The 22375-nt window shown below is 72.0% G+C and carries 20 protein-coding genes; 15 read left to right on the top strand and 5 right to left on the bottom strand.

Annotated features, from left to right (window positions below):
• The first annotated feature begins 27 nt into the window (after positions 1–27).
• On the top strand, positions 28–672 hold the full coding sequence (locus AC2XR2_RS06175; protein ID WP_123759273.1) for a TetR/AcrR family transcriptional regulator: 645 nt from the start codon (positions 28–30) through the stop codon (positions 670–672).
• An 89-nt stretch (positions 673–761) separates the two neighbouring features.
• On the opposite strand, the gene def is transcribed toward AC2XR2_RS06175, so the two are convergent.
• Positions 762–1307: a peptide deformylase gene (gene def / locus AC2XR2_RS06180; RefSeq protein ID WP_491514527.1), complete on the bottom strand. Its 546-nt coding sequence runs from the start codon at positions 1305–1307 to the stop codon at positions 762–764.
• 112 nt (positions 1308–1419) lie between these two features.
• On the opposite strand from def, the gene AC2XR2_RS06185 reads away from it, so the two are divergent.
• The 7 genes from AC2XR2_RS06185 to AC2XR2_RS06215 all read left to right on the top strand — a co-directional run bounded on the left by AC2XR2_RS06185 (position 1420) and on the right by AC2XR2_RS06215 (position 9327).
• Positions 1420–2658: a MurT ligase domain-containing protein gene (locus tag AC2XR2_RS06185; RefSeq protein WP_330268412.1), complete on the top strand. Its 1239-nt coding sequence runs from the start codon at positions 1420–1422 to the stop codon at positions 2656–2658.
• A gap of 16 nt (positions 2659–2674) precedes the next feature.
• Entirely contained in the window at positions 2675–3403 is a 729-nt protein-coding gene (locus tag AC2XR2_RS06190) for a type 1 glutamine amidotransferase (RefSeq protein ID WP_020140434.1), read from the top strand.
• A gap of 191 nt (positions 3404–3594) precedes the next feature.
• A complete protein-coding gene (locus AC2XR2_RS06195; RefSeq protein WP_330268411.1) occupies positions 3595–4620 on the top strand; it encodes a 6-phosphofructokinase in 1026 nt (341 codons plus the stop codon).
• A gap of 180 nt (positions 4621–4800) precedes the next feature.
• The gene (locus AC2XR2_RS06200; RefSeq protein WP_381301367.1) at positions 4801–5751 is read left to right on the top strand and encodes a cytochrome c oxidase assembly protein; all 951 of its coding nucleotides are present in this window, start codon (positions 4801–4803) and stop codon (positions 5749–5751) included.
• A gap of 88 nt (positions 5752–5839) precedes the next feature.
• Positions 5840–7213 carry a DUF6777 domain-containing protein gene (locus AC2XR2_RS06205; protein ID WP_491514528.1) on the top strand — a complete coding sequence of 458 codons (1374 nt, stop codon included), beginning with the start codon at positions 5840–5842 and terminating at the stop codon, positions 7211–7213.
• 43 nt (positions 7214–7256) lie between these two features.
• Positions 7257–9140, top strand: coding sequence for a serine/threonine-protein kinase (locus AC2XR2_RS06210; RefSeq protein ID WP_491514529.1), 1884 nt, complete (start codon positions 7257–7259; stop codon positions 9138–9140).
• A gap of 13 nt (positions 9141–9153) precedes the next feature.
• Positions 9154–9327, top strand: coding sequence for a hypothetical protein (locus AC2XR2_RS06215; protein ID WP_123759281.1), 174 nt, complete (start codon positions 9154–9156; stop codon positions 9325–9327).
• 1 nt (position 9328) lies between these two features.
• Here the strand turns inward: AC2XR2_RS06215 and AC2XR2_RS06220 are convergent, their stop codons facing one another.
• Genes AC2XR2_RS06220 through AC2XR2_RS06235 form a run of 4 tightly spaced genes read right to left on the bottom strand, consistent with a single transcriptional unit; the run spans position 9329 to position 13353 of the window.
• Complete coding sequence (locus AC2XR2_RS06220) at positions 9329–10534, bottom strand: sensor histidine kinase (protein ID WP_381301361.1); 1206 nt, start codon at positions 10532–10534, stop codon at positions 9329–9331.
• Positions 10531–12243, bottom strand: coding sequence for a sodium/solute symporter (locus tag AC2XR2_RS06225; RefSeq protein WP_491514530.1), 1713 nt, complete (start codon positions 12241–12243; stop codon positions 10531–10533). Before AC2XR2_RS06225 ends, AC2XR2_RS06220 begins: the two co-directional genes overlap by 4 nt.
• Positions 12240–12602 carry a hypothetical protein gene (locus AC2XR2_RS06230; RefSeq protein ID WP_330268405.1) on the bottom strand — a complete coding sequence of 121 codons (363 nt, stop codon included), beginning with the start codon at positions 12600–12602 and terminating at the stop codon, positions 12240–12242. The genes AC2XR2_RS06225 and AC2XR2_RS06230 overlap by 4 nt, the downstream gene beginning before the upstream one ends.
• Position 12603: 1 nt before the next feature.
• A complete protein-coding gene (locus tag AC2XR2_RS06235; protein WP_020140443.1) occupies positions 12604–13353 on the bottom strand; it encodes a LytR/AlgR family response regulator transcription factor in 750 nt (249 codons plus the stop codon).
• Between the two features lie 78 nt (positions 13354–13431).
• Here AC2XR2_RS06235 and AC2XR2_RS06240 point away from each other — a divergent pair, with 78 nt between their 5' ends.
• The 7 genes from AC2XR2_RS06240 to AC2XR2_RS06270 all read left to right on the top strand — a co-directional run bounded on the left by AC2XR2_RS06240 (position 13432) and on the right by AC2XR2_RS06270 (position 22370).
• Positions 13432–13920: an Lrp/AsnC family transcriptional regulator gene (locus AC2XR2_RS06240; protein WP_123759286.1), complete on the top strand. Its 489-nt coding sequence runs from the start codon at positions 13432–13434 to the stop codon at positions 13918–13920.
• Between the two features lie 150 nt (positions 13921–14070).
• Positions 14071–14883, top strand: coding sequence for a dimethylargininase (gene ddaH, locus AC2XR2_RS06245; protein ID WP_330268403.1), 813 nt, complete (start codon positions 14071–14073; stop codon positions 14881–14883).
• Positions 14880–16100 (top strand): ornithine--oxo-acid transaminase, encoded by a 1221-nt coding sequence (gene rocD, locus AC2XR2_RS06250; RefSeq protein ID WP_491514531.1) that lies wholly within the window; start codon positions 14880–14882, stop codon positions 16098–16100. The genes ddaH and rocD overlap by 4 nt, the downstream gene beginning before the upstream one ends.
• A gap of 155 nt (positions 16101–16255) precedes the next feature.
• Positions 16256–18781 carry a SpoIIE family protein phosphatase gene (locus AC2XR2_RS06255; RefSeq protein ID WP_491514532.1) on the top strand — a complete coding sequence of 842 codons (2526 nt, stop codon included), beginning with the start codon at positions 16256–16258 and terminating at the stop codon, positions 18779–18781.
• Positions 18782–18865: 84 nt separating this feature from the next.
• The gene (locus AC2XR2_RS06260; RefSeq protein WP_449348645.1) at positions 18866–20095 is read left to right on the top strand and encodes a PP2C family protein-serine/threonine phosphatase; all 1230 of its coding nucleotides are present in this window, start codon (positions 18866–18868) and stop codon (positions 20093–20095) included.
• 452 nt (positions 20096–20547) lie between these two features.
• Positions 20548–21273: a lysophospholipid acyltransferase family protein gene (locus AC2XR2_RS06265; protein ID WP_123759291.1), complete on the top strand. Its 726-nt coding sequence runs from the start codon at positions 20548–20550 to the stop codon at positions 21271–21273.
• 74 nt (positions 21274–21347) lie between these two features.
• Positions 21348–22370 (top strand): NAD-dependent epimerase/dehydratase family protein, encoded by a 1023-nt coding sequence (locus AC2XR2_RS06270; RefSeq protein ID WP_491518416.1) that lies wholly within the window; start codon positions 21348–21350, stop codon positions 22368–22370.
• Positions 22371–22375: the final 5 nt, after the last annotated feature.

Genomic DNA, 22375 nt, shown 5'->3' on the forward strand with positions numbered 1-22375 from the left:
CCGATTAAGCACGGGTGGGGAGAGCTCATGGACACCACACAGCGGACCGATCAGCAGCGGTCCGCCGACCGCCGCCGGCGCGAGCTGTTGGAGGCCGCGGACCGAGTGGTGCTGCGTGACGGGCCGCAGGCCTCTATGAACGCCATCGCCGCGGAAGCGGGTATCACCAAGCCGATTCTGTACCGGCACTTCGGCGACAAGGGGGGACTTTACGCCGCGCTTGCCAAGCGGCACACCGACGCGCTGCTGGATTCACTGCGGGCCGCGCTGGACGCTCCGGCGGATCGGCGGGAGCGGGTCGAGGCGACGCTCGACACGTATCTCGCGGCGATCGAGGCGCGGCCTCAGGTGTACCGGTTCCTGATGCATCCCGCGGAGGGGGGACAGACCGCGGACCAGGGGTTCGACGTCGGTCAGCATTCCGTGCCGCTGCTGCGCAGGATGGGTGAAGAGTTGGCGCAGGTCATCGAGGACCGGCTGGATCTCGGGCCCGGGAGTCAGTTGCTGGCGCGGGTGTGGGGGCACGGGATCGTCGGGATGATGTACGCGGCGGGTGACTGGTGGCTGGGGGAACGGCCGTGTGCGCGGGGGGAGTTGGTGCGGAGTATGGCTGACCTGTTGTGGGGTCGCCTGGCGGCGGCCGGGGACAAAGTCGGAGGTCCGGGGTTCTGACCGTCGAATCCCGGGTGCGGGTGTGTGGGGGCTGGTCGCGCCCACGCGGCGGAGCCGCAAATCGACACAGCCCCGCGCCCCTGACTTGATCACCTACGCCTGCGCCAAGAAGTTCGGGCTGCTTGGCGCATGAGCTTTTTCTTGCGCCAACCTGTCAGATGGTCCGCGTAGACCTTGCCCTCCAAGTGGTCCATCTCGTGTTGCAGGCATCTCGCGAAGAACCCCGTGCCGTGGATCGTCACGGGCTCGCCTGTCATCGTGAACCCCTCCACCACCGCGTGGTCGTGGCGTTCCACCCCCGCCTCCAGGCCCGGCAGGGACAGGCAGCCCTCGGGGCCCCTGAGCACCAGGCCGTCCGTCTCCACCAGGCGGGGGTTGACCACATGGCCCAGGTGGCGGGTCTCCTCGTCGTCGGGGCAGTCGTAGACGAACACGCGCAGGGGGACGCCCACTTGGTTCGCCGCGAGGCCCACCCCCTCGTGCGCGTACATCGTCGCGAACAGGTCTTCCACGAGGGTCGCCAGTTCCGGGCCGAAGTCCGTTACCTCCCCGCAGGGTTCGTGCAGTACGGGGCTGCCGAGCAGGGTGAGGGGCCGGACCCGGCCACGGGTGCCCGGAATGGAGCCGTTTCGCATGGCCGCAAGGGTACGGCGATTCGGGAGTGCCTAAGGATCTCGATAGGCTGAGGTCCACACCACGTGGCCGGAGGCTGAGGCGCGGCGCGTACGCAAGGAGGATCGAGAACTGATGACAGGCAACTCGGACCCGCTCTCGCCGCGGGCCAAGCTCGCCGTGACGGCGGGCAAGGCCGTCGCGGCGGCATCCCGAGCCGCGGGTCGCGGCAGCGGTTCGGTCATCGGCGGCAAGGTGGCCCTCAAACTCGACCCCGACCTCCTCGCCCGGCTCGCCCAGCACCTGGACGTCGTCCTCGTCTCGGCGACCAACGGCAAGACCACCACCACCCGGTTGATCGCGGAGGCGCTCGGTGCCGCCGGGCCCGTCGTCTCCAACGCGCTCGGCGCCAACATGCCCGCCGGCATCACCTCGGCGCTGGCCGGCGGCTCGGACGCCCGGTTCGGCGTGATCGAGGTCGACGAGAAGTACCTCGCGGGCGTCGCCCGGGACACCGACCCCAAGTGCATCGCCCTGCTGAACCTCTCCCGCGACCAGCTCGACCGCGCCGCCGAGACCCGCATGCTCGCCGAGAACTGGCGTGAGGGGCTCGCAGGGAGCAAGGCCGTCGTGGTCGCCAACGCCGACGACCCGCTCGTCGTGTGGGCCGCGTCCTCCTCCCCCAACGTCATCTGGGTCGCCGCCGGACAGATGTGGAAGGACGACGCCTGGTCCTGCCCGTCCTGCGGCGGTGTGATGCAGCGGCCGGGCGACGACTGGTTCTGCGGCGAGTGCGGGTTCCGCCGGCCCACGCCGAGCTGGGCGCTCTCCGGCGACCACGTGCTCGACCCGCACGGCTCCGCCTGGCCCATCCACCTCCAGCTGCCCGGCCGCGCCAACAAGGCCAACGCCGCCTCCTCGGCCGCCGTCGCCGCCGTCTTCGGCGTACCGCCGCAGGTCGCCCTGGAACGCATGTACCAGGTGCAGGCCGTCGCCGGACGCTATGACGTGGTGCAGTTCCAGCAGCGCGACCTGCGCCTGCTGCTCGCGAAGAACCCGGCCGGCTGGCTCGAGACCTTCAGCCTGATCGACCCGCCGCCCACCCCGGTGATCCTCTCCGTCAACGCCCGCGGCGCCGACGGCACCGACACCTCCTGGCTGTGGGACGTCGACTACACCCGCCTGACCGGCCACCCGATCTGCGTGATCGGCGACCGCAAGCTGGACCTCGCGGTGCGCCTCGAGGTCGCGAACCAGAACTTCCAGGTCTGCGACAACCTCGACCAGGCCGTGTCGATGAGCCCGCACGGCCGTATCGAGGTCATCGCGAACTACACCGCCTTCCAGGACCTGCGCCGCCGCGTCGGCAACTGAGACACAGGGGACTTTTGTGAGCGACAACCAACTGCGGATCGTCTGGATCTACCCCGACCTTCTCAGCACCTACGGCGACCAGGGCAACGCCCTCGTCATCGAGCGCCGGGCCCGCCAGCGCGGCCTCGACGTGGCCCGCCTGGACGTGCGCAGCGACCAGGCGATCCCGACCTCCGGCGACATCTACCTGATCGGCGGTGGCGAGGACCGGCCCCAGCGGCTCGCGGCCGAGCGGCTGCGCCGGGACGGCGGACTGCACCGGGCCGTGGGCAACGGCGCGATCGTGTTCTCGGTGTGCGCCGGCTACCAGATCCTCGGCCACGAGTTCATCAACGACCTCGGCCAGCGCGAGCCCGGCCTCGGTCTGCTCGACGTGGTCTCCGTGCGCGGCGAGGGCGCACGGTGCGTCGGTGACGTGCTCGCCGACATCGACCCGCGCCTCGGCCTGCCCCCGCTGACCGGCTTCGAGAACCACCAGGGCGTCACCCACCTCGGGCCCACCGCCCGCCCGTTCGCCAACGTCCGGCTGGGCAACGGCAACGGCACCGGGGACGGTACGGAGGGGGCGTACAACGACACGGTCTTCGGTACGTACATGCACGGCCCCGTCCTGGCGCGCAACCCGCTCATCGCCGACCTGCTGCTGAAGCTGGCCCTCGACGTGAACGCGCTGCCGCCGACCGACGACCGCTGGTACGAGGCCCTGCGCAACGAGCGCATCGCGGCCGCTCAGCAGCCTGCCTGAGCAGGGAGTCCACCGCGGTTCCCGGTATCCGCCGGCAGCCCGTCTGACACGGTGTCCGCACAGGTGAGCGGGGTCGTCCAGCAGGCGGACGCATGCTTCGGCCCCGCCCCCTCCTGCCGCTAGGGTGGCGGGGTTCGAGCCGGACGACGTGGTCCGGATCCGGCCCCTGTCGAGAAGGTTGTAGCGGGCTTATGCGCATTGGTGTCCTCACGTCCGGCGGCGACTGCCCCGGCCTGAACGCCGTCATCCGGTCCGTCGTGCACCGTTCCGTCGTCGACCACGGCGACGAGGTCATCGGTTTCCGGGACGGCTGGCGGGGTCTCCTGGAGTGCGACTACCTCAAGCTCGACCTCGACGCCGTCGGCGGCATCCTCGCCCGCGGCGGCACGATCCTCGGCTCCTCCCGCGTCCAGCCCTCGCATCTGCGGGACGGCGTGGAGCGGGCCAAGGGGCATGTCGAGGAGCTGGGGCTCGACGCGATCATCCCCATCGGCGGCGAGGGCACGCTCAAGGCGGCCCGGCTGATGTCCGACGCCGGCCTGCCGATCGTGGGCGTACCGAAGACGATCGACAACGACATCGCGGTCACCGACGTCACCTTCGGGTTCGACACGGCGGTCGGGGTCGCCACCGAGGCGCTCGACCGGCTCAAGACCACCGCCGAGTCCCACCAGCGGGTGCTCGTCGTCGAGGTCATGGGGCGGCACACCGGGTGGATAGCGCTGCACTCCGGCATGGCGGCGGGCGCGCACGCCATCGTCGTGCCGGAACGGCCCTTCGACATCGAGGAGTTGGCCCGGCGGGTCGGCGAGCGGTTCGAGGCGGGCAAGCGGTTCGCGATCGTCGTGGCGGCGGAGGGGGCCAAGCCGGCCCCCGGCTCCATGGCCTTCGACGAGGGCGGCAAGGACATCTACGGGCACGAGCGGTTCGCCGGGATCGCCCGCCAGCTGTCGATCGAGCTGGAGGAGCGGCTGGGGAAGGAAGCGCGGCCGGTCATCCTCGGGCATGTGCAGCGGGGCGGTACGCCGACGGCCTACGACCGGGTGCTGGCCACGCGGTTCGGGTGGCACGCGGTGGAGGCCGTGCACCGGGGGGAGTTCGGTCACATGACGGCGCTCCGGGGGACCGACATCGTGATGGTGCCGCTGGCGGAGGCCGTGGAGACGCTGAAGACGGTGCCGTCGGCGCGGTACGCGGAAGCGGAGTGTGTGCTTTAGCCGTCCGGCGGGTGCGGCGCCGTTGTGGCTGGTCGCGCCCACGCGGCGGAGCCGCACATCGATACAGCCCCGCGCCCCTAGGTAGATCAATCTGCCCCCGGTCCGAGATGTGACCGGGGGCGGTTCTAGTCTGTAGGGCGGACAGACTTGCACAACCCCCACGAATCAGGAGCCGCCGCGATGGATCACAGCGGGCACGGCATGACCATGGATCTGCCGCCGTTCACGCTGGGGCGGGGACTTGAGTGGTCCGCTGACCCGTTCTTTCTGGTCGCCTGCCTGCTCGGGCTCGCCCTCTACGGCTGGGGCGTGGTGCGGCTGCGGCGGCGGGGGGACTCGTGGTCCGTGGGGCGGACCGTCTCCTTCGTGATCGGTGTGCTGTCCATCGCGCTGATGATGTGCACCGGGCTGAACGACTACGGCATGGTCATGTTCAGCGTGCACATGGTGCAGCACATGGTGATCAGCATGCTGTCGCCGATCCTGCTGCTGCTCGGCGCCCCGGTCACGCTCGCCCTGCGGGCGCTGCCGGTCGCCGGCAAGGGGCGCAAGGGGCCCCGTGAGCTGCTGCTCGCGCTGCTGCACAGCCGGTACATGCGGATCATCACGCATCCGGCGTTCACCATTCCGTTGTTCATCGCGAGCCTGTACGGGCTCTATTTCACGCCGTTGTTCGACTTCCTGATGGGGTCGAAGACCGGGCACATCGCGATGATGGTGCACTTCCTCGCGGTCGGTGTCGTCTTCTTCTGGCCGATCATCGGCGTCGACCCGGGACCGCACCGGCCCGGGTATCTGATGCGGATGCTGGAGCTGTTCGCGGGGATGCCGTTCCACGCGTTCTTCGGCATCGCGTTGATGATGGCGTCCGAGCCGATGGTGGGGACGTTCAAGAACCCGCCCGCCTCGCTCCACGTCGACGCCCTCTCCGACCAGAACTACGCGGGCGGAATCGCCTGGGCGTTCAGTGAGATTCCCTCCGTGCTGGTGCTGATCGCACTGCTGTTCCAGTGGTACGGCTCCGAACAGCGGCAGGCCAAGCGCAAGGACCGGGCCGCCGACCGGGACGGTGACAAGGAACTCGAGGAGTACAACGCATATTTGGCCTCATTGAACGCACGCGGGCGTTAAAGGCTTCGTCTTTCCGGAGCATTCAGTAGCATGAAGCGCGTTGGGGGTACCGCCGCCGGGGGGAGCGGTCATGACACTTCGCGCATTTATGCACAGGATCGCCGTTCTGGCGGTTTTCGCAGTGCTGCTGAGCGGCTGCGACAAGGGAAATCCACTGACCGTGGTCAAGGCGGTCGCCGCCGGTGTGCCCACGCTCGCGCCGTTCTTCGACGAGGGCAGCGGGATCGGCAAGGACACCACCACCGTGCGGTCGCAGGCCGTGCGGGGCAGCCTCCAGCAGGGGGACACTCCTGGCCTCTACGGCGGCAGCAAGCAGCCGACCATCTGTGACGTCGCCAAACTCGAGCGCTTCCTCACCGATCCCGTGAACCACAAAAAGGCACAGGCGTGGGCCGACGTGCTGAACATCGACACGGACGGGATACCGGAATATCTGGATCGGCTCACACCGGTTCTGCTGCGTCACGACACTCTCGTCAAGAACCACGACTACAAGAAGGAAAAAGCCGTCCCGTACAACTCCTTGCTCCAGGCGGGAATCGCGATTCTCGTCGATGAACAAGGGCTTCCGGCTGTGAAGTGCTCGTGCGGAAATCCGTTGCGGCCCTTCGAGGGTGACACCGGCCGGATTTCCGTCCAGTTCGAGGACGGCAACAAGAAGTGGGCCGGATATGAGCGGAAGTCGGTCGTGGCCGTGAAGCCCGCTCCGCGGAAGCTGGAACGGATCGCTCTCGTCGACGTCCATGAGCCCGCCCGCGGGATCGAGCGGCCGGTCGGCACGACCGGTGAGAAGGACGCCACGTTCAACGCCAGGAAGCCGCGCGTCGTGCCGGAACTCGCCGGGGCGACCTTCGCCCAGGCCAGTCGGGAGCTGATCGACGCCGGGCTCGCGGCCGGGTACGCCGGGCAGGGGGCTCCGCCCGACGGCGCGCGGGTCACGGCGACGGACCCGCCCGCGGGGAGCGAGCTGGCGTTCGGGCAGTACGTGATGCTGACCGTGGCCGGGGGCAAGGGGAGCACCTCCGGCGGGGGCACCGGGCCCACCACCACTCCCCCGCCGCCGTCGTCCGGTTCACCCACGCCACCCACGAGCAAGCCGCCCTCGTCCAGTGGGAAGCCCGGTGGCACCTCCTCCGCGCCCCCGTCGTCGTCCGCGTCCCCGTCGAGCGGCAAGCCGAAGCCGCGGGAGTCCTCGTCCCCGCCGCCGTCGAATGCGGCGCCCGACTCACCGTCGCCCTCGCCCTCGCCCCAGAAGTCGAGCAGCCCACCTCCGCCCACCAGCGCCCCGGTGACCAGCAGCGCACCCCCTCCACCCCCGCCACCCCCACCACCGCCGCCCCCGTCGACGAGCAGCGCGCCCACCACCGGCGGACCCCCCACCGTCACCTCGCAACCGGCCACCAGTGGGCCCGCGAGCAGCGAGCCCGCCACCGGCGGGCCGAGCGCCACTGTCGCCGCCTAACAGCCCGGAGAACCGAAGAACCGCAGAACCGGGGAGTCACCGGATGCCTTCAGGATCACCGACGTCGGGAGTGGGCCGGGTCATCGCCGGCCGTTATCTGCTGCTGAACCCGCTCGGCAGCGGCGGCATGGGCCATGTGTGGCTCGCCCACGACCAGAGACTCGCCTGTGAGGTCGCGCTCAAGGAGATCGTGTTCCGCGACCCGGTGGAGGCCGGTCACGAGCGGGAGGCACGGGTGGCGCGGGCCCGCGCGGAGGCCCGGCACGCGGCCGGGCTGCGCGGCCACCCGCACGTCGTGACCGTGCACGACGTGCTGGAGCACGAAGGGCTGCCCTGGATCGTCATGGAGTACGTGGCCGACGCCGTGGACCTGCGCGACCTGGTCGACACGCGCGGCCCCCTCGCCCCGGCCGAGTGCGCCCGCGTCGGGCTCGCCGTGCTGGACGCGCTGACCGCCGGGCACCAGCGGGGCGTGATGCACCGGGACGTGAAACCAGCGAACATCCTGCTGGCGCCGGACCGCTCGGGCTCGCCGTACGGGCGCGTCCTGCTCACCGACTACGGCATCTCCGTGCAGCCGGACGCCGGGGAGACCCGCTACACGCTGGCGTCGGTGCTGGTGGGGACGGCGGGCTATCTGGCTCCGGAGCGGGCCACGGGCGGGACGCCCACCCCGGCCGCCGACCTGTTCTCGCTGGGCTGCACGCTGTACCACGCCGTGGAGGGCGTGGGCCCCTTCGAGCGGGAGTCGCATCTCGCCGAGGTGACCGCCGTGGTCATGGAGGAGCCACGGCCCGCCGTGCGCGCCGGTGCGCTCGGTCCCGTACTGAGTGCGCTGCTCGCGAAGGACCCCGGGCAGCGGCTGTCCGCGGCGGAGGCGGAGGCCGCCCTGTCGCGGATCGTGACGCCGCAGGCCGAGCCGTACGTGCGGACGCAGACCGACCTCGGCTCGCAGCCGCCCTGGGCGGCGGTTCAGGTGCCGCCGCCCGGGCCGCCCCCGAACGGGCACCGGTCCGCCAGCGGGCCGGAGCCGCCCTTCGTGCTGCCGCCTCCGCCGCGGGGCGGCCGTCGGCGACGGGAGCGTTCGCACGCCCTGCGGGCCGTCCTCGCCTGTGGTCTGGGGCTGCTGCTGGCGCTGGGCGGGGTCTGGTACGCCATGGCCGACCGGTCGCCGGGAGGCGGGGGCGGGGGCGGGGGCGGGGGCGGTCAGCAGAGCACCCGGCAGCCGTACGGCGAGACGGTCGGGCTCCGGAAGCCGCTGCGGGACGGCGACTGCGTGATCGCCGACTGGCCGGGGTCGGAGCGGTTCCGGGGGACGCCCCGGCTGCGGCTGGACCCGACGTGCGGGACGGCCCCGGACGGACAGGTGATGGCGTTCGTGCCGGCCGGCTCGGCGGAGGAGGCGCGGCGGACGGGGGCGGCTCGGTGCGAGGAGCGGACGCGGGAGGTACGGGAGCGGCTCGCGGACGTCCGCGGCCTGGCCGTCGTACCGACCGAAGGGGGCTTCGAGGCCGCGGGGCGGCGCACGGCCTGTCTGGTGCTGGGTGCGAGCGGGCCGGTGTACGGGCCGATCGGCCCGCATCGCGCCCTGGGCTCACCGTTCGCGGACACGGCGACCATGCAGCGGCGGGACTGTCTGGACGTGCGCACCAACCGGGACGCCCGGCTGGTCTCCTGTGCGGGCTCCTACGACGAGCAGGTGCTCGGATTCACCCGACTGGCCCCCGACGTCACGCTGCCCGAGGCGCGCACCGCGTCGGACACGGCGTGCGCGCGTGAGGTGCCGCCGGGCGACTACGGCTTCGATCCGTCGGTCTACACGGCCGGTTCCTGGACCAGCGAGGGGCCGTGGAAGAACGGCACTCATTTCGTCGTGTGCACCGTCCGCAAGCAGAACGGGGGCACCATGGAGGGGGACGAATCCTGAGGAGGGTGTCGCGATGGCCGGTACCGGTTCCACGGATGGCTCGACCAGAACGATGGGGGTCCTCACCGTCGGCGGACTCGTCGCGGTGACCGCGTACACGGTGGCGCTCGGCAGCAACGGCTGGCTGTGGTTCGGCTGGGTGGTGCTGGGCCTGATCACCCTCGGGATGGTCGCCACCCGCAGTTGACTCAGCCGCCCGTGAGGCGGCCCGCCGAGTGCACGCCCGGCTGGTACTTGGGCACCCGGGCGGTGATCTTCATGCCCGCGCCCACGGCGGTCTCGATGACGAGGCCGTAGGAGTCGCCGTACACCTGGCGGAGCCGGTCGTCGACGTTGGACAGTCCGATGCCGCCCGATGGGCTGACCTCGCCGGCGAGGATACGGCGGAGCAGGACCGGGTCCATTCCGGCGCCGTCGTCCTCGATGACCACGAGGGCCTCGGCGCCCGCGTCCTGTGCGGTGATCTGGATGTGGCACTTGTCGGTCTTGCCCTCCAGACCGTGCTTGATGGCGTTCTCGACCAGCGGCTGGAGGCACAGGAAGGGCAGGGCGACCGGCAGCACCTCGGGGGCGATCTGGAGGGTGACCGAGAGGCGGTCGCCGAAGCGTGCCCTGACGAGCGCCAAGTAGTGGTCGATGGCGTGGAGTTCGTCGGCGAGGGTGGTGAAGTCGCCGTGCCTGCGGAAGCTGTAGCGGGTGAAGTCGGCGAATTCGAGGAGGAGTTCGCGGGCGCGCTCGGGGTCGGTGCGGACGAAGGACGCGATGACGGCCAGCGAGTTGAAGATGAAGTGCGGGGAGATCTGGGCCCGGAGTGCCTTGATCTCGGCCTCGATCAGCCGGGTGCGGGACTGGTCCAGGTCGGCCAACTCCAGCTGGACGCTGACCCAGCGGGCGACCTCTCCGGCCGCGCGGACCAGGACGGCCGACTCGCGGGGCGCGCAGGCGACGAGGGTGCCGTGGACGCGGTCGTCGACGGTGAGCGGGGCCACGACCGCCCAGCGGACCGGGCAGTCCGGGGCGTCGCAGGTGAGCGGGAAGGCCTCGCCGCGGCCGGTCTCCAGCGGGCCCGCGAGGCGTTCCATGATCTCGCCGCGGTGGTGGCCGCCGACGCCGTCCCAGACGAGGACCCGCTTCTGGTCGGTGAGGCAGAGCGCGTCCGTGCCGAGCAGGGAGCGCAGTCGGCGGGCCGACTTGCGGGCGGTCTCCTCCGTCAGCCCGGCCCGCAGCGGGGGTGCGGCCAGGGAGGCGGTGTGGAGGGTCTCGAAGGTGGCGTGCTCGACGGGGGTGCCGAGGCCGCCCAGGCTCTGGGTGCGGGCCGAGCGCCGGCCGAGCCAGAAGCCGGCGGCGAGCAGCGGCAGGATCGCCACGCACAGCCCGGCCAGGAATCCGCTCACGCCTTCACCTCCGCCCTGAGCTCCTCCGGCAGATGGAAGCGGGCCAGGATCGCCGCCGTGCCCGCCGGTACCCGGCTCGCGGTGGCCAGGGACACCAGCACCATGGTGAGGAAGCCGAGCGGCACCGACCAGAGCGCGGGCCAGGCGAGCAGGGAGTGCAGGGCGCCCGTCGCCGGGAAGCCCGCCATGGTCGCGGCCACGGCGACGAATGCCGAGCCGCCACCGACCAGCATGCCCGCGGCGGCGCCGGGCGGGGTCAGCCGCCGCCACCAGATGCCGAGCACGAGCAGAGGACAGAAGGAGGAGGCCGAGACGGCGAAGGCGAGGCCGACCGCGTCGGCGACGGGCAGTCCGCCGACGATGACGCTCGCGGCGAGCGGGGCGCACATCGCGAGGACCGTGCCGAGCCGGAAGTGCCGTACGCCGCGCGAGGGCAGGACGTCCTGGGTGAGCACACCCGCCACGGCCATGGTGAGCCCGGAGGCCGTGGACAGGAACGCGGCGAAGGCGCCGCCCGCCACCAGCGCGCCCAGCAGGTCGCCGCCGAGGCCGCCGATCATCCGTTCCGGGAGCAGCAGGACGGCCGCGTCGGCGTCCCCGGTGAGGGTGAGTTCGGGGGCGTACAGGCGGCCGAGGGCGCCGTAGACCGGGGGCAGCAGGTAGAAGCAGCCGATCAGGCCGAGGACGGCGACCGTGGTGCGGCGGGCGGCGACGCCGTGCGGGCTGGTGTAGAAGCGGACGACGACGTGCGGCAGGCCCATGGTGCCGAGGAAGGTGGCGAGGATCAGTCCGTACGTGGCGTACAGGGGCCGTTCCTCGCGGCCCGCGGCCAGCGAGGTCGACATGCCGTCGCTGGTGCCGCGGTCGGCGGCGGGGACGGTGGTGTCCTTGGCGAAGGTCAGCTGGGTGCCGCGGTCGATGCGGTGGGTGCCGGCGGGGAGTCGGAGTTCCCGGTCCTCGTGCGGGCGGCCGTCGACCGTGCCGGTGACCGTGACGGTCAGCGGGCTCCGCAGCTCGAGGTCGAGGGTGGAGTCGACGCGCACGACGCGTTGTTCGCGGAAGGTCGCCGGTTCCTCGAAGGCGTGACTGGGGGCGCCGTCGCCCTGCCAGGCGAGGATCAGGAAGAGGGCGGGGACCAGGAGGGCGGTCAGCTTCAGCCAGTACTGGAAGGCCTGCACGAAGGTGATGCTGCGCATGCCGCCCGCGGCGACGGTAGCGACCACGACGGCGGCCACGATGACTCCGCCGAGCCACTGGGGTGCCCCGGTGAGGACCGTCAACGTCAGTCCGGCGCCCTGGAGTTGGGGCAGCAGGTAGAGCCAGCCGACGCCCACGACGAAGGCGCCCGCGAGCCGTCGTACGGCTTGGGAGGCGAGCCGTGCCTCGGCGAAGTCGGGGAGGGTGTAGGCGCCGGAGCGGCGCAGGGGGGCGGCGACGAACAGGAGCAGGACGAGATAGCCGGCGGTGTAGCCGACCGGGTACCAGAGCATGTCGGGGCCCTGGACGAGGACCAGGCCCGCGATGCCGAGGAAGGACGCGGCGGAGAGGTACTCGCCGCTGATGGCGGCCGCGTTGAGGCGGGGGCCGACGGTGCGGGAGGCGACGTAGAAGTCGGAGGTGGTGCGGGAGATGCGCAGGCCGAAGGCGCCGACGAGGACGGTGGCGACCACGACGAGCGCAACGGCCGGTACGGAGTAGCTGGAGTTCATCGGTCCTCGACCAGCCGCACGAAGTCCCGTTCGTTGCGCTCCGCCCGGCGCACGTACCAGCGGGCGAGCAGGACCAGGGGGACGTACAGCCCGAAGCCGAGGACGGCCCATTCGAGGCGGTGGGCGTCGGGCATCGCCGCGAAGAGCAGCGGGAGCGGGCCGATGAGCAGGCCCAGGAACGCGAACACCGCCAGGGCGGCGCGCAGTTGGGTGCGCATCAGGGAGCGGACGTAGGTGTGGCCGAGGGTGGTCTGTTCGTCGATCTCGGTGCGCGGCCGGTAGTAGCCGGAGGCGGGACGGCTGCGCCGGGGCGGCCCGGTGACGACGACGCGCCGCTCGACGGGGTCCTGGTGCGGCACGTCAGGGCCTCCTCATCAGCAGGTCCCGCAGTTCGCGTGTGTGGCGGCGGCTGACCTGGAGCTCCTCGCCGCCGACCAGGACGCTCACCGTGCCCGCGTCCAGGCGGAGTTCGCCGACGTGGCGCAGGGCGACGAGGTGGCGGCGGTGGATCCGGACGAAGCCGCGGGAGCGCCAGCGGTCCTCCAGGGTGGAGAGCGGGATGCGCACGAGGTGGCTGCCCTTGTCGGTGTGCAGACGGGCGTAGTCGCCCTGGGCCTCGACGTGGGTGATGTCGTCGACGGCGACGAACCGGGTCACCCCGCCGAGCTCCACGGGTATGTGGTCGGGGTCGGGTTCGTGCACCGGGATGCGGGGCGCGCTGTCGAGGCGCTCGGCGGCCCGGCGGACGGCCTCGGCGAGGCGTTCCTTGCGGACCGGTTTGAGGACGTAGTCGACGGCCTTGAGGTCGAAGGCCTGGACGGCGAAGTCCTCGTGGGCGGTGACGAACACGACGAGCGGCGGCTTGGCGAACCCGGTCAGCAGCCGGGCGAGGTCCAGGCCGTCGAGGCCGGGCATGTTGATGTCGAGGAAGACGACGTCGATCGCCTCGGGCCCGTGCGGCCCGGACTCCAGCGCGCGGTTGATGCGGCGCAGCGCCTCGGTGGCGTCACCGGCCCCCTCCACACTGCCGATCCGGGGATCGGCGCCGAGGAGGTAGAGCAGTTCCTCCAGCGAGGGGCGTTCGTCGTCGACAGCCAGGGCGCGCAGCATGACCCCGGAGTCTAGGAGTAATTCGTACGACTGGACACGTGCCGAGATGCGGACGCCGCCGCTGGATACAGTGCCGACATGAACAGCAGGACCGCCGCGTTCGACGAGCTCGACCGGAAGATCATCACCGCGCTGATGGCGAACGCGCGGACCTCGTTCGCGGAGATCGGTTCGGCGATCGGGCTGTCGTCCACGGCGGTCAAGCGGCGCGTGGACCGGCTGCGGGACACCGGGGTGATCACCGGGTTCACGGCCACGGTGCAGCCGTCGGCGCTGGGCTGGCGCACCGAGGCGTACGTCGAGGTGTACTGCGAGGGCGCGGCCCCGCCCCGGCGGCTCGCGGAGGTGGTCCGCAACCATCCGGAGATCACCGCGGCGATGACGGTGACCGGGGGCGCGGACGCCCTGCTGCACGTGCGGGCGCGGGACGTGGAGCACTTCGAGGAGGTGCTGGAGCGCATCCGCGTGGAGCCGTTCATCCGGAAGACGATCAGCGTGATGGTGCTGTCCCACCTCCTCCCGGAAAGCCCCGAGGCCGGGGCCAGCCAGCCCGCACCCGAGGCGTAGCGAATAAACGCATCAAGCGTGCGTTTCACCGGATGAACTCGCAGCATTCCTGCGTGGACACGCAATTCCTGTTGCTTGTCGGGCCTGTCGCCCGTTTTCTACCGTGGTGTCACCCTCAGTCGACACCGCAGGAAGCGGAGGAACCCCTCTGTGCCCGACTCCCGTGTGCCGCGCCGGCGGCGATTCCTGGTCTGCGAACCCAGACACTTCGCCGTGCAGTACGCGATCAATCCCTGGATGCATCCCGACACCCACGTCGACGTGGACCTGGCGCAGGAGCAGTGGCGGACGCTGATCAGCGCCTACGAGGCCCATGGCCACAGCGTCGACGCGGTGGAGCCGGTCCCCGGTCTCCCGGACATGGTCTTCGCCGCGAACTCGGCGGTCGTCGTCGGCGGCCGCGTCTTCGGCTCCCTCTTCCACGCGCCCGAGCGGCGCCCCGAGTCGACGCACTACGACCTGTGGTTCAAGACCGCGGGCTACGAGGTCCAGCGCCCCCTGTCGGTCTGCGAGGGCGAGGGCGACCTCGTCTGGACGGGCCGGTACGTGCTGGCCGGGACCGGGTTCCGGACCACCCGCGAGGCGCATCGCGAGGTGCAGGAGTTCTTCGGCCACCCGGTGATCAGCCTGACGCTGGTGGACCCGCACTTCTACCACCTGGACACGGCGCTCTTCGTCCTGGACGACGACAACATCGCGTACTACCCGGAGGCCTTTTCGCCGGGCAGTCGCGAGGTACTCGCACGGCTGTACCCGGACGCGGTGCTCGCGACCCGCGACGACGCGATGGCGTTCGGCCTGAACTCCGTCTCCGACGGCCGTCATGTCTTCATCGCCCCGCAGGCCGAGGCGCTCGCCCTGCGCCTCGACGCCCACGGCTATGTCCCCGTCCCCGTCGACCTCTCCGAGCTCCACAAGGCCGGCGGCGGCATCAAGTGCTGCACCCAGGAGATCCGCTCATGACCGCACCCGTAAGCACGCGTTCCTCCGCCGATCTCATCCGCGCCGAGGAGCCGGTCCTCGCGCACAACTACCACCCGCTGCCCGTGGTCGTCGCCCGTGCCGAAGGCACCTGGGTCGAGGACGTGGAGGGCCGCCGCTACCTGGACATGCTGGCCGGCTACTCCGCCCTGAACTTCGGCCACCGCCACCCCGCGCTGATCGAGGCCGCGCACCGGCAGCTGGACCGGCTGACGCTCACCTCCCGCGCCTTCCACAACGACCGGCTCGCCGAGTTCGCGGAGCGGCTGGCCGCGCTGACCGGCCTGGACATGGTGCTGCCGATGAACACCGGCGCGGAGGCGGTGGAGAGCGGCATCAAGGTGGCCCGCAAGTGGGCGTACGAGGTGAAGGGCGTCCCGGCCGACCGGGCCACGATCGTGGTGGCCGCCGAGAACTTCCACGGCCGTACGACGACGATCGTGTCGTTCTCCACGGACGAGACCGCGCGGGCCGGGTTCGGCCCCTTCACCCCCGGCTTCCGGATCGTGCCGTACAGCGACCTCGCCGCGCTGGAGGAGGCGGTCGACGAGACCACGGCCGCGGTGCTGCTCGAGCCCATCCAGGGCGAGGCGGGTGTCGTCATCCCGGACGAGGGCTATCTGGCGGGTGTGCGCGAGCTGACCCGCCGCAAGGGCTGCCTGTTCATCGCCGACGAGATCCAGTCGGGCCTCGGCCGCACGGGCCGCACGCTCGCGGTCGAGCACGAAGGGGTCGTCCCCGACGTCCTCCTCCTCGGCAAGGCCCTGGGCGGCGGCATCGTCCCGGTCTCCGCGGTCGTCGCCCGCCGGGACGTCCTCGGCGTCCTGCGCCCCGGCGAACACGGCTCGACCTTCGGCGGCAACCCGCTCGCGGCGGCGGTCGGCACGGCGGTGGTCGAACTCCTGGAGACGGGCGAGTTCCAGCGCCGGGCGGCGGAGCTGGGCGTAGTCCTTCGGGACGGCCTGGCCGACCTGGTCGGCAAGGGCGTGGTCGGCTTCCGCGCGAGGGGCCTGTGGGCGGGCGTCGACATCGACCCGGCGATCGGCACGGGCCGTGAGGTCAGCAAGCTGCTGATGCAGGAAGGCATCCTCGTCAAGGACACCCACGGCTCCACGATCAGGCTGGCGCCCCCGCTGACGATCACGGCGGAGGAGTTGGGATCGGCGCTGGGAGTACTGGAAAAGGTGCTGAGGCCCTGACCCACCAAGGGGCGCGGGGAACTGCGCGAACGGCCCCCACCGTCCCGCACCCGCCCCCTACCGCACCGCCCTCCCCCGTAGGCGCACTCCCGCCCCACCGGGTGAAGATGTGACGAAGAGGTGATAGACCACTCTCAGCGACAGAGAGGTCGTCCGTGGGCGCACAGGAGGAACACGACACCGCCCGGCATCGGTTCGACGTGGCCGATGCCGCTCCCCTGCTGCTCGACGCCCACGGGATCGTCACCGGCTGGACGCGGGACGCCGAGCGCCTGCTGGACTACGGCGCCTCGGAGGCCGTGGGGATGACCGCGGCCGCCCTGCTCAGCACCGAGGACGCCGGTCGCCTGCCCGAGCTCGCGGAGCGCTGCCGCGCCGACGGCGGCTGGGCCGGGCTGCTGACCGCCGTGCGCAAGGGAGGCCGGCCCGCCCGGGTCATGGTCCGCATCACCGCGGCCGACGCGGGCGGGTCGGCCCGCTGGCTCGTTTTGCTCTCCGAACTCGCCCAGGCCCCCGGCTGGGACATGAGCCGCCCGGTGCTGGAACAGATGGTCACCCGCTCCCCCATCGGCATCGCGATCGTGGACACCGACCTGCGCTGTGTGTGGTCCAACCCGGCCCTGGAGCAGTTCGGCAGCGCGCCGGCCCCCCAGCGGCTGGGGCTGCGGTTCGGGGAGATCCAGCCGGGCCTGGACGCCGAGGCGATCGAGGCGCAGATGCGGCGGGTGCTGGAGACCGGGGAGCCGGTCGTGGAGTACGAGCACGTCGGCCGGGTCCGGGCCGCCCCGCACCGGGAGACCGCGCACACGATGTCGTTCACCCGGATCGACGACGACCAGGGCCACCCGATGGGCGTGTACTACACGGTCGTCGACATCACCGAGCGGCACCGCGCGCGGCAGCGCCTCGCGCTGCTCGACCGGGCCGGTGAGCACATCGGCCGCGGTCTGGACATCCGGCAGACCGCGCAGGAGCTGGCCGACGTGGCCGTACCGGCGCTGGCCGACTACATCACCGTGGACCTGCTGGAGTCGGTGCTGCGGGGAGCGGAGCCGGCCACGACGCACGTGCCGCTGCTGCGGGCCGGGCAGCAGTCGGTCAACGAGGGCGTGCCGGAGGCCGTCGTCGAGGTCGGCGAGGTGGCCGCCTACCGGCCCGGGTCACCCCCGCTGCGGTGCCTGGCCTCGGGCACCTCCTGGCGGGAGGAGCGGCTCGACCCGCTCGCCGCGGAGTGGGCCACCGACATACCCGGCGGTCGCGAGGCCACCTTCCTGGAGCTGGGCCTGCACAGCGTGATGGTCGTGCCGATCCGCGCGCGGGGCGTCACCCTGGGCGTCACGACCTTCTTCCGCCGGCGCCGGCAGGAACCCTTCGACGAGGACGACCTGAACCTCGCCGAGGACCTCGTCTCCCGGGCCGCCGTCTGTGTGGACAACGCCCGGCGCTACACCCGCGAGCGGGAGGCCGCGCTCGTCCTCCAGCGCAGTCTGCTGCCACACCGGCTGCCCGAGCAGGACGCCGTGGAGGTGACCGCCTGCTACCGGCCCGCCGACGAGCTGACCGGCCTGGGCGGCGACTGGTACGACCTGATCCCGCTCTCCGGCGCGCGGGTCGCCCTCGTGGTCGGCGAGGTCCCCGGGCACGGCATCGCCGCCGCCGCGGCCATGGGCCGGCTGCGGACCGCCGTACGGACGCTGGCGGCCCTGGACCTGCCGCCCGAGGAGGTGCTGGGACACCTCGACGACCTGGTCGCGAGGGCCGCGCGCGAGGAGGGGGCGACTCCGGAGGCGGTGGGAGCCGCGACGGTCGCGGTGGCGGCGGGGACGTCCAAGGGCTCGGGGACCTTTGGCGCTTCTACGACTTCCGGGACTTCGGCTGACGAATCCGACAGTGCGCAGGCGGTGGGGTCCGGGTGTGTGTACGTCGTCTACGACCCGGTCGACGGGCAGTGCACGATGGCCGCCGCCGGTCATCCCGCGCCCGCCGTGATCCTGCCCGACGGCACGGTCGCCTTCGTGGACCTGCCGCAGGGGCCGTCGCTCGGCGTCGGGGGCCCGCCCTTCGAGTCGGTCGAGCTGGCCCTGGCGCCCGGCAGCACGCTCGCGCTGCACACCGACGGGCTGCTCGCCCGGGGCGAGGAGTGGGCGCTCGACACGGGCCGGGACCGGCTGCGCCAGGCCCTGGAGCGGCCCGCAACCACCCTCGACCTGCACTGCCGGACCGTCGTGGACTCCCTCGCCCCGGACCGGCCGCACGACGACGTGGCCCTGCTGATGGCCCGTACCCGGCTGCTGGGGCCCGAGCAGGTCGCGGACTGGGACGTGCCGATGGATCCGGCGCGGGTCGCCGAGGCCCGCAAGACGGCGACCCGGCAGCTGGCGGAGTGGGGCCTGGAGGAGTTCGCGTTCACCACGGAGCTGGTCGTCAGCGAGCTGGTCACCAACGCCATCCGGCACGCCGTCGGACCGATCCGGCTGCGGCTGATCCGCGAGCGGACCCTGGTGTGCGAGGTGCTCGACAGCGGTGCCACCGCGCCTCATCTGCGGCATCCGCGGACCACCGACGAGGGGGGTCGGGGGTTGCTGCTGGTCTCCCAGTTCGCCCAGCGCTGGGGCACCCGGTTCGTGCCCGAGGGGAAGGTCATCTGGGCCGAGCAGTCCCTCCAGGACCCCGGCGACTGAGTTCCGGGGGTCCGTTCCCTCGATTCACTCCTACAACCTCTCATACCGTGGGAAAATGGGTGATCCCGGCGCGAGGCGGCTGCAATGAGCGACAGATCCATCGACTACGCGGCCGTGTTCCAGGCGCTGCCCGGCATGGTCGCGCTGCTCACCCCCGAGCTGGTGTTCGCGGACGTCAACGAGGAGTTCCTGCATGTGGCGGGGCGGCGGCGCGAGGACGTCGTGGGCCGCTATCTCTTCGACGTGTTCCCGGACAACCCGAACGACCCGGCGGCGACCGGCATGCGCAACCTGGCCGCCTCGCTGCGGCGGGTCCTGGACACCGGCGAGCGCGACGCGATGGCGCTCCAGCGGTACGACGTGGAGAACCCCGAGCGGCCCGGTGAGTGGCAGGTGCGCTACTGGAGCCCGGTCAACGCCCCGGTGCTCGGCCCGGACGGCAAGGTCGTGCTGGTGGTGCACCGGGTGGAGGAGGTCACCGAGCTGATGCGGGCCCGCGGCGGGCCGCGCGGCAGCCGGGCCCGGGTCCTGGAGGCCGAGCTGTACACCCGGGCCCGTGAGCTCCAGGAGCTCAACGACCGGCTGCGGCAGGCGCACGCACGCGAGCGGGAGGTCGCGCTGGCCCTCCAGGAGGCGATGCTGCCGGTCAGCCGGCAGTCCCTGCACGACCGGGCCGCCGTCCGCTACCGGCCCGCGATCGGCGCGCTCAACGTCTGCGGGGACTGGTACGACCTGGTCGATCTGGTCGACGGCCGCGGTGTCGGGGTCTCGGTGGGTGACGTGGTGGGCCACGGGCTGGGGGCGGCCTGTGTCATGGGCCAGCTGCGCAGTGCCCTGAGCGCGGCCTCCCGGGTGTCCGCCGGGCCCGCGCAGGCGCTGGACGTGCTGGGCCGGTACGCGCACGTGATCGACGGGGCCGAGTCGGCGACCGCGGTCACCACCTTCATCGACTTCGACCACGGCACGATCACCTACAGCAGTGCCGGGCACCCGCCGCCGATGCTGGTGCACGCCGACGGCCGTGTGGAGTGCCTGGACAAGGCCACCGACCCGCCGCTGGACGCCCGCCCCGACCCGATCCCCCGCCCCCAGGCGACCACCACGTTCCGCGCGGGCGCGACCCTCGCCCTCTACACCGACGGCCTCGTCGAGCGCCGCCACGAGGACGTGGACACCGGCCTCACCCGCCTCGCCGACTCCCTCACCCGCCACCGCCGAGCCGACCCGGAAACCCTGGCCGACGCGGTCCTCGCGGAACTCCTGCCACCGGGCGGGGCTACGGATGACACGGCGCTGGTGATTGTGCGGTTGTGAGGGGGTGGGGCGGGGGTGAGTGGGGGGCGAGGTCGGGGGCGGGGTTGGTGGGGGTGGCCGGCGGCGGAGACAGCGGGTGGCGGGCCGCAGCGGGCACGAGCGGGTACCTGTGCGGCCCCGCGAGGGACCAGCACGGGACCCGTCCAAGCCCCCGAGCAACCCGCACCGCACCCGTCCAAACCCCCAAGTAACCCGCACCGCACCCGCCCATGCCCCCAGGCAACCGGCGTCACGGATGGACGCAAGAGTGGCTCCCCGGCCGTCCTCCCCCGGTTCCCCGCCACTGCGTCTCTTCGAGTTGCCGTGGTCCGCGCGGCGGAGCCAAGCTGGATCGGCGGTCGGGGCTGTTTCGGGCTTCGTCGGCTGCGCCTACACTGACAGCCCCATCTCACGCCGGTTGACCAGCCAGAACGCGGAGTTGAGCCGTCCGCCCGACCGAGGAGCGCCCCCTCTTGTTCTACTACCTGCTCAAATACGTGCTGTTGGGGCCGTTGCTGAGACTGGTCTTCCGGCCCCGAATAGAGGGCCTGGAGCACATCCCGGACTCCGGCGCGGCCATCGTCGCCGGCAACCACCTGTCCTTCTCGGACCACTTCCTGATGCCGGCCGTCCTCAAGCGCCGCATCACCTTCCTCGCCAAGGCCGAGTACTTCACCGGCCCCGGCATCAAGGGCCGGCTCACCGCCTTCTTCTTCCGCAGCGCCGGGCAGATCCCGGTCGACCGCTCCGGCAAGGAGGCCGGCCAGGCCGCCATCCGCGAGGGCCTCGGCGTGCTCCGCAAGGACGAGCTCCTCGGCATCTACCCGGAGGGCACCCGCTCCCACGACGGCCGCCTCTACAAGGGCAAGGTCGGCGTCGCGGTCATGGCCCTCAAGGCGCAGGTCCCGGTCATCCCCTGCGCGATGATCGGCACCTTCGAGGCCCAGCCCCCCGGCAAGGTCATCCCCAACATCCACCCCGTGGTGATCCGCTTCGGCAAGCCCCTCGACTTCTCCCGCTACGCCGGCATGGAGAACGAGAAGGCCATCCTGCGGGCCATCACCGACGAGATCATGTACGCCATCCTGAAGCTGTCCGACCAGGAGTACGTCGACCAGTACGCGGCCGTGGTCAAGGCCGAGGAGGCCGCCGCGCGCTCGGAGAAGGAGCGCAAGTTCCCCCGGATGCCGCTGAGCTGAGCTCTGCCGTCGGCAGAACCCGGTGGAGAAACGGCAGTTGACCGCCGTACGGTCACCGCATGACACGACGTGCTGTGGTGATCGGAGCGACGGGACAGATCGGGCGGGCGGCCGTGACCGCCCTGGCCGGGGACGGCTGGGACGTGACGGCCGTCTCCCGGGGCGGCGGACGGGACGAGGGCTGGCCGGCGGAGGTGCGCACCGCGCGGGCCGACCGCTCCGACGACGCCGCGCTGGCCGCCGCGGTGGGCGACGGTTGTGACGTCCTCGTGGACATGGTCGCCTACGGGCCGGAGCACGCCCGGCAGTTGACGGCGTTGTCCGACCGCGTGGGCTCGGCCGTGGTGGTCTCCAGCATCTCGGTCTACGAGGACGACAAGGGCCGCAACTTCGACACCCAGGGCGAGCCGGACGGCTTCCCGGAGTACCCGGTGCCCCTGACCGAGGGCCAACGGACCGTCACGCCGGGCGAGACGTCGTACAGCAGCCGCAAGGCGGGCCTCGAACGTGAACTCCTCGCGGCGGGCGAGCAGTTGCCGACCACCCTGCTGCGGGCGGGCGCGATCCACGGGCCGTACTGCCAGACACCGCGCGAGCTCTACTTCGTCAAGCGCAACCTGGACGGCCGCCCCCGGCGCGTCCTCCCCTTCGGCGGGCGGAGCCGCTTCCACCCGGCGAGCGTCCACAACATCGCCGAGCTGATCCGGCTCGCGGCCGCGCGGCCCGGCAGCCGGGCGCTCAACGCCGTGGACCCGGACGCCCCGACGGTGGCGGAGATCGCCGCCGCGATCGACGCCGCCATGGGCGTCGAGACCGGCACGGTCCTGCTGGACGGGCCGCCGCCGTCGCCCACCGTGGGCGACACCCCGTGGTCGGTGCCGGTACCGGTCGTGTGCGACATGTCCGCCGCCGAACGGGAGTTGGGCTACCGCGCGGTGGTGCGGTACGCGGACCGGCTGCCGGAGACCGTCGCCTGGATCGAGGAGCGGCTCGCGGGACGGGACTGGCGGGAGGCGTACCCGAAGATGTTCCGGACCTACGGCGACCTCTTCGACTACGCGGCGGAGGACGCGTACCTCGACGCGCTCGGCGCATGAGGAAG

The organism is Streptomyces sp. LS-MS-L19 (assembly GCF_058382285.1).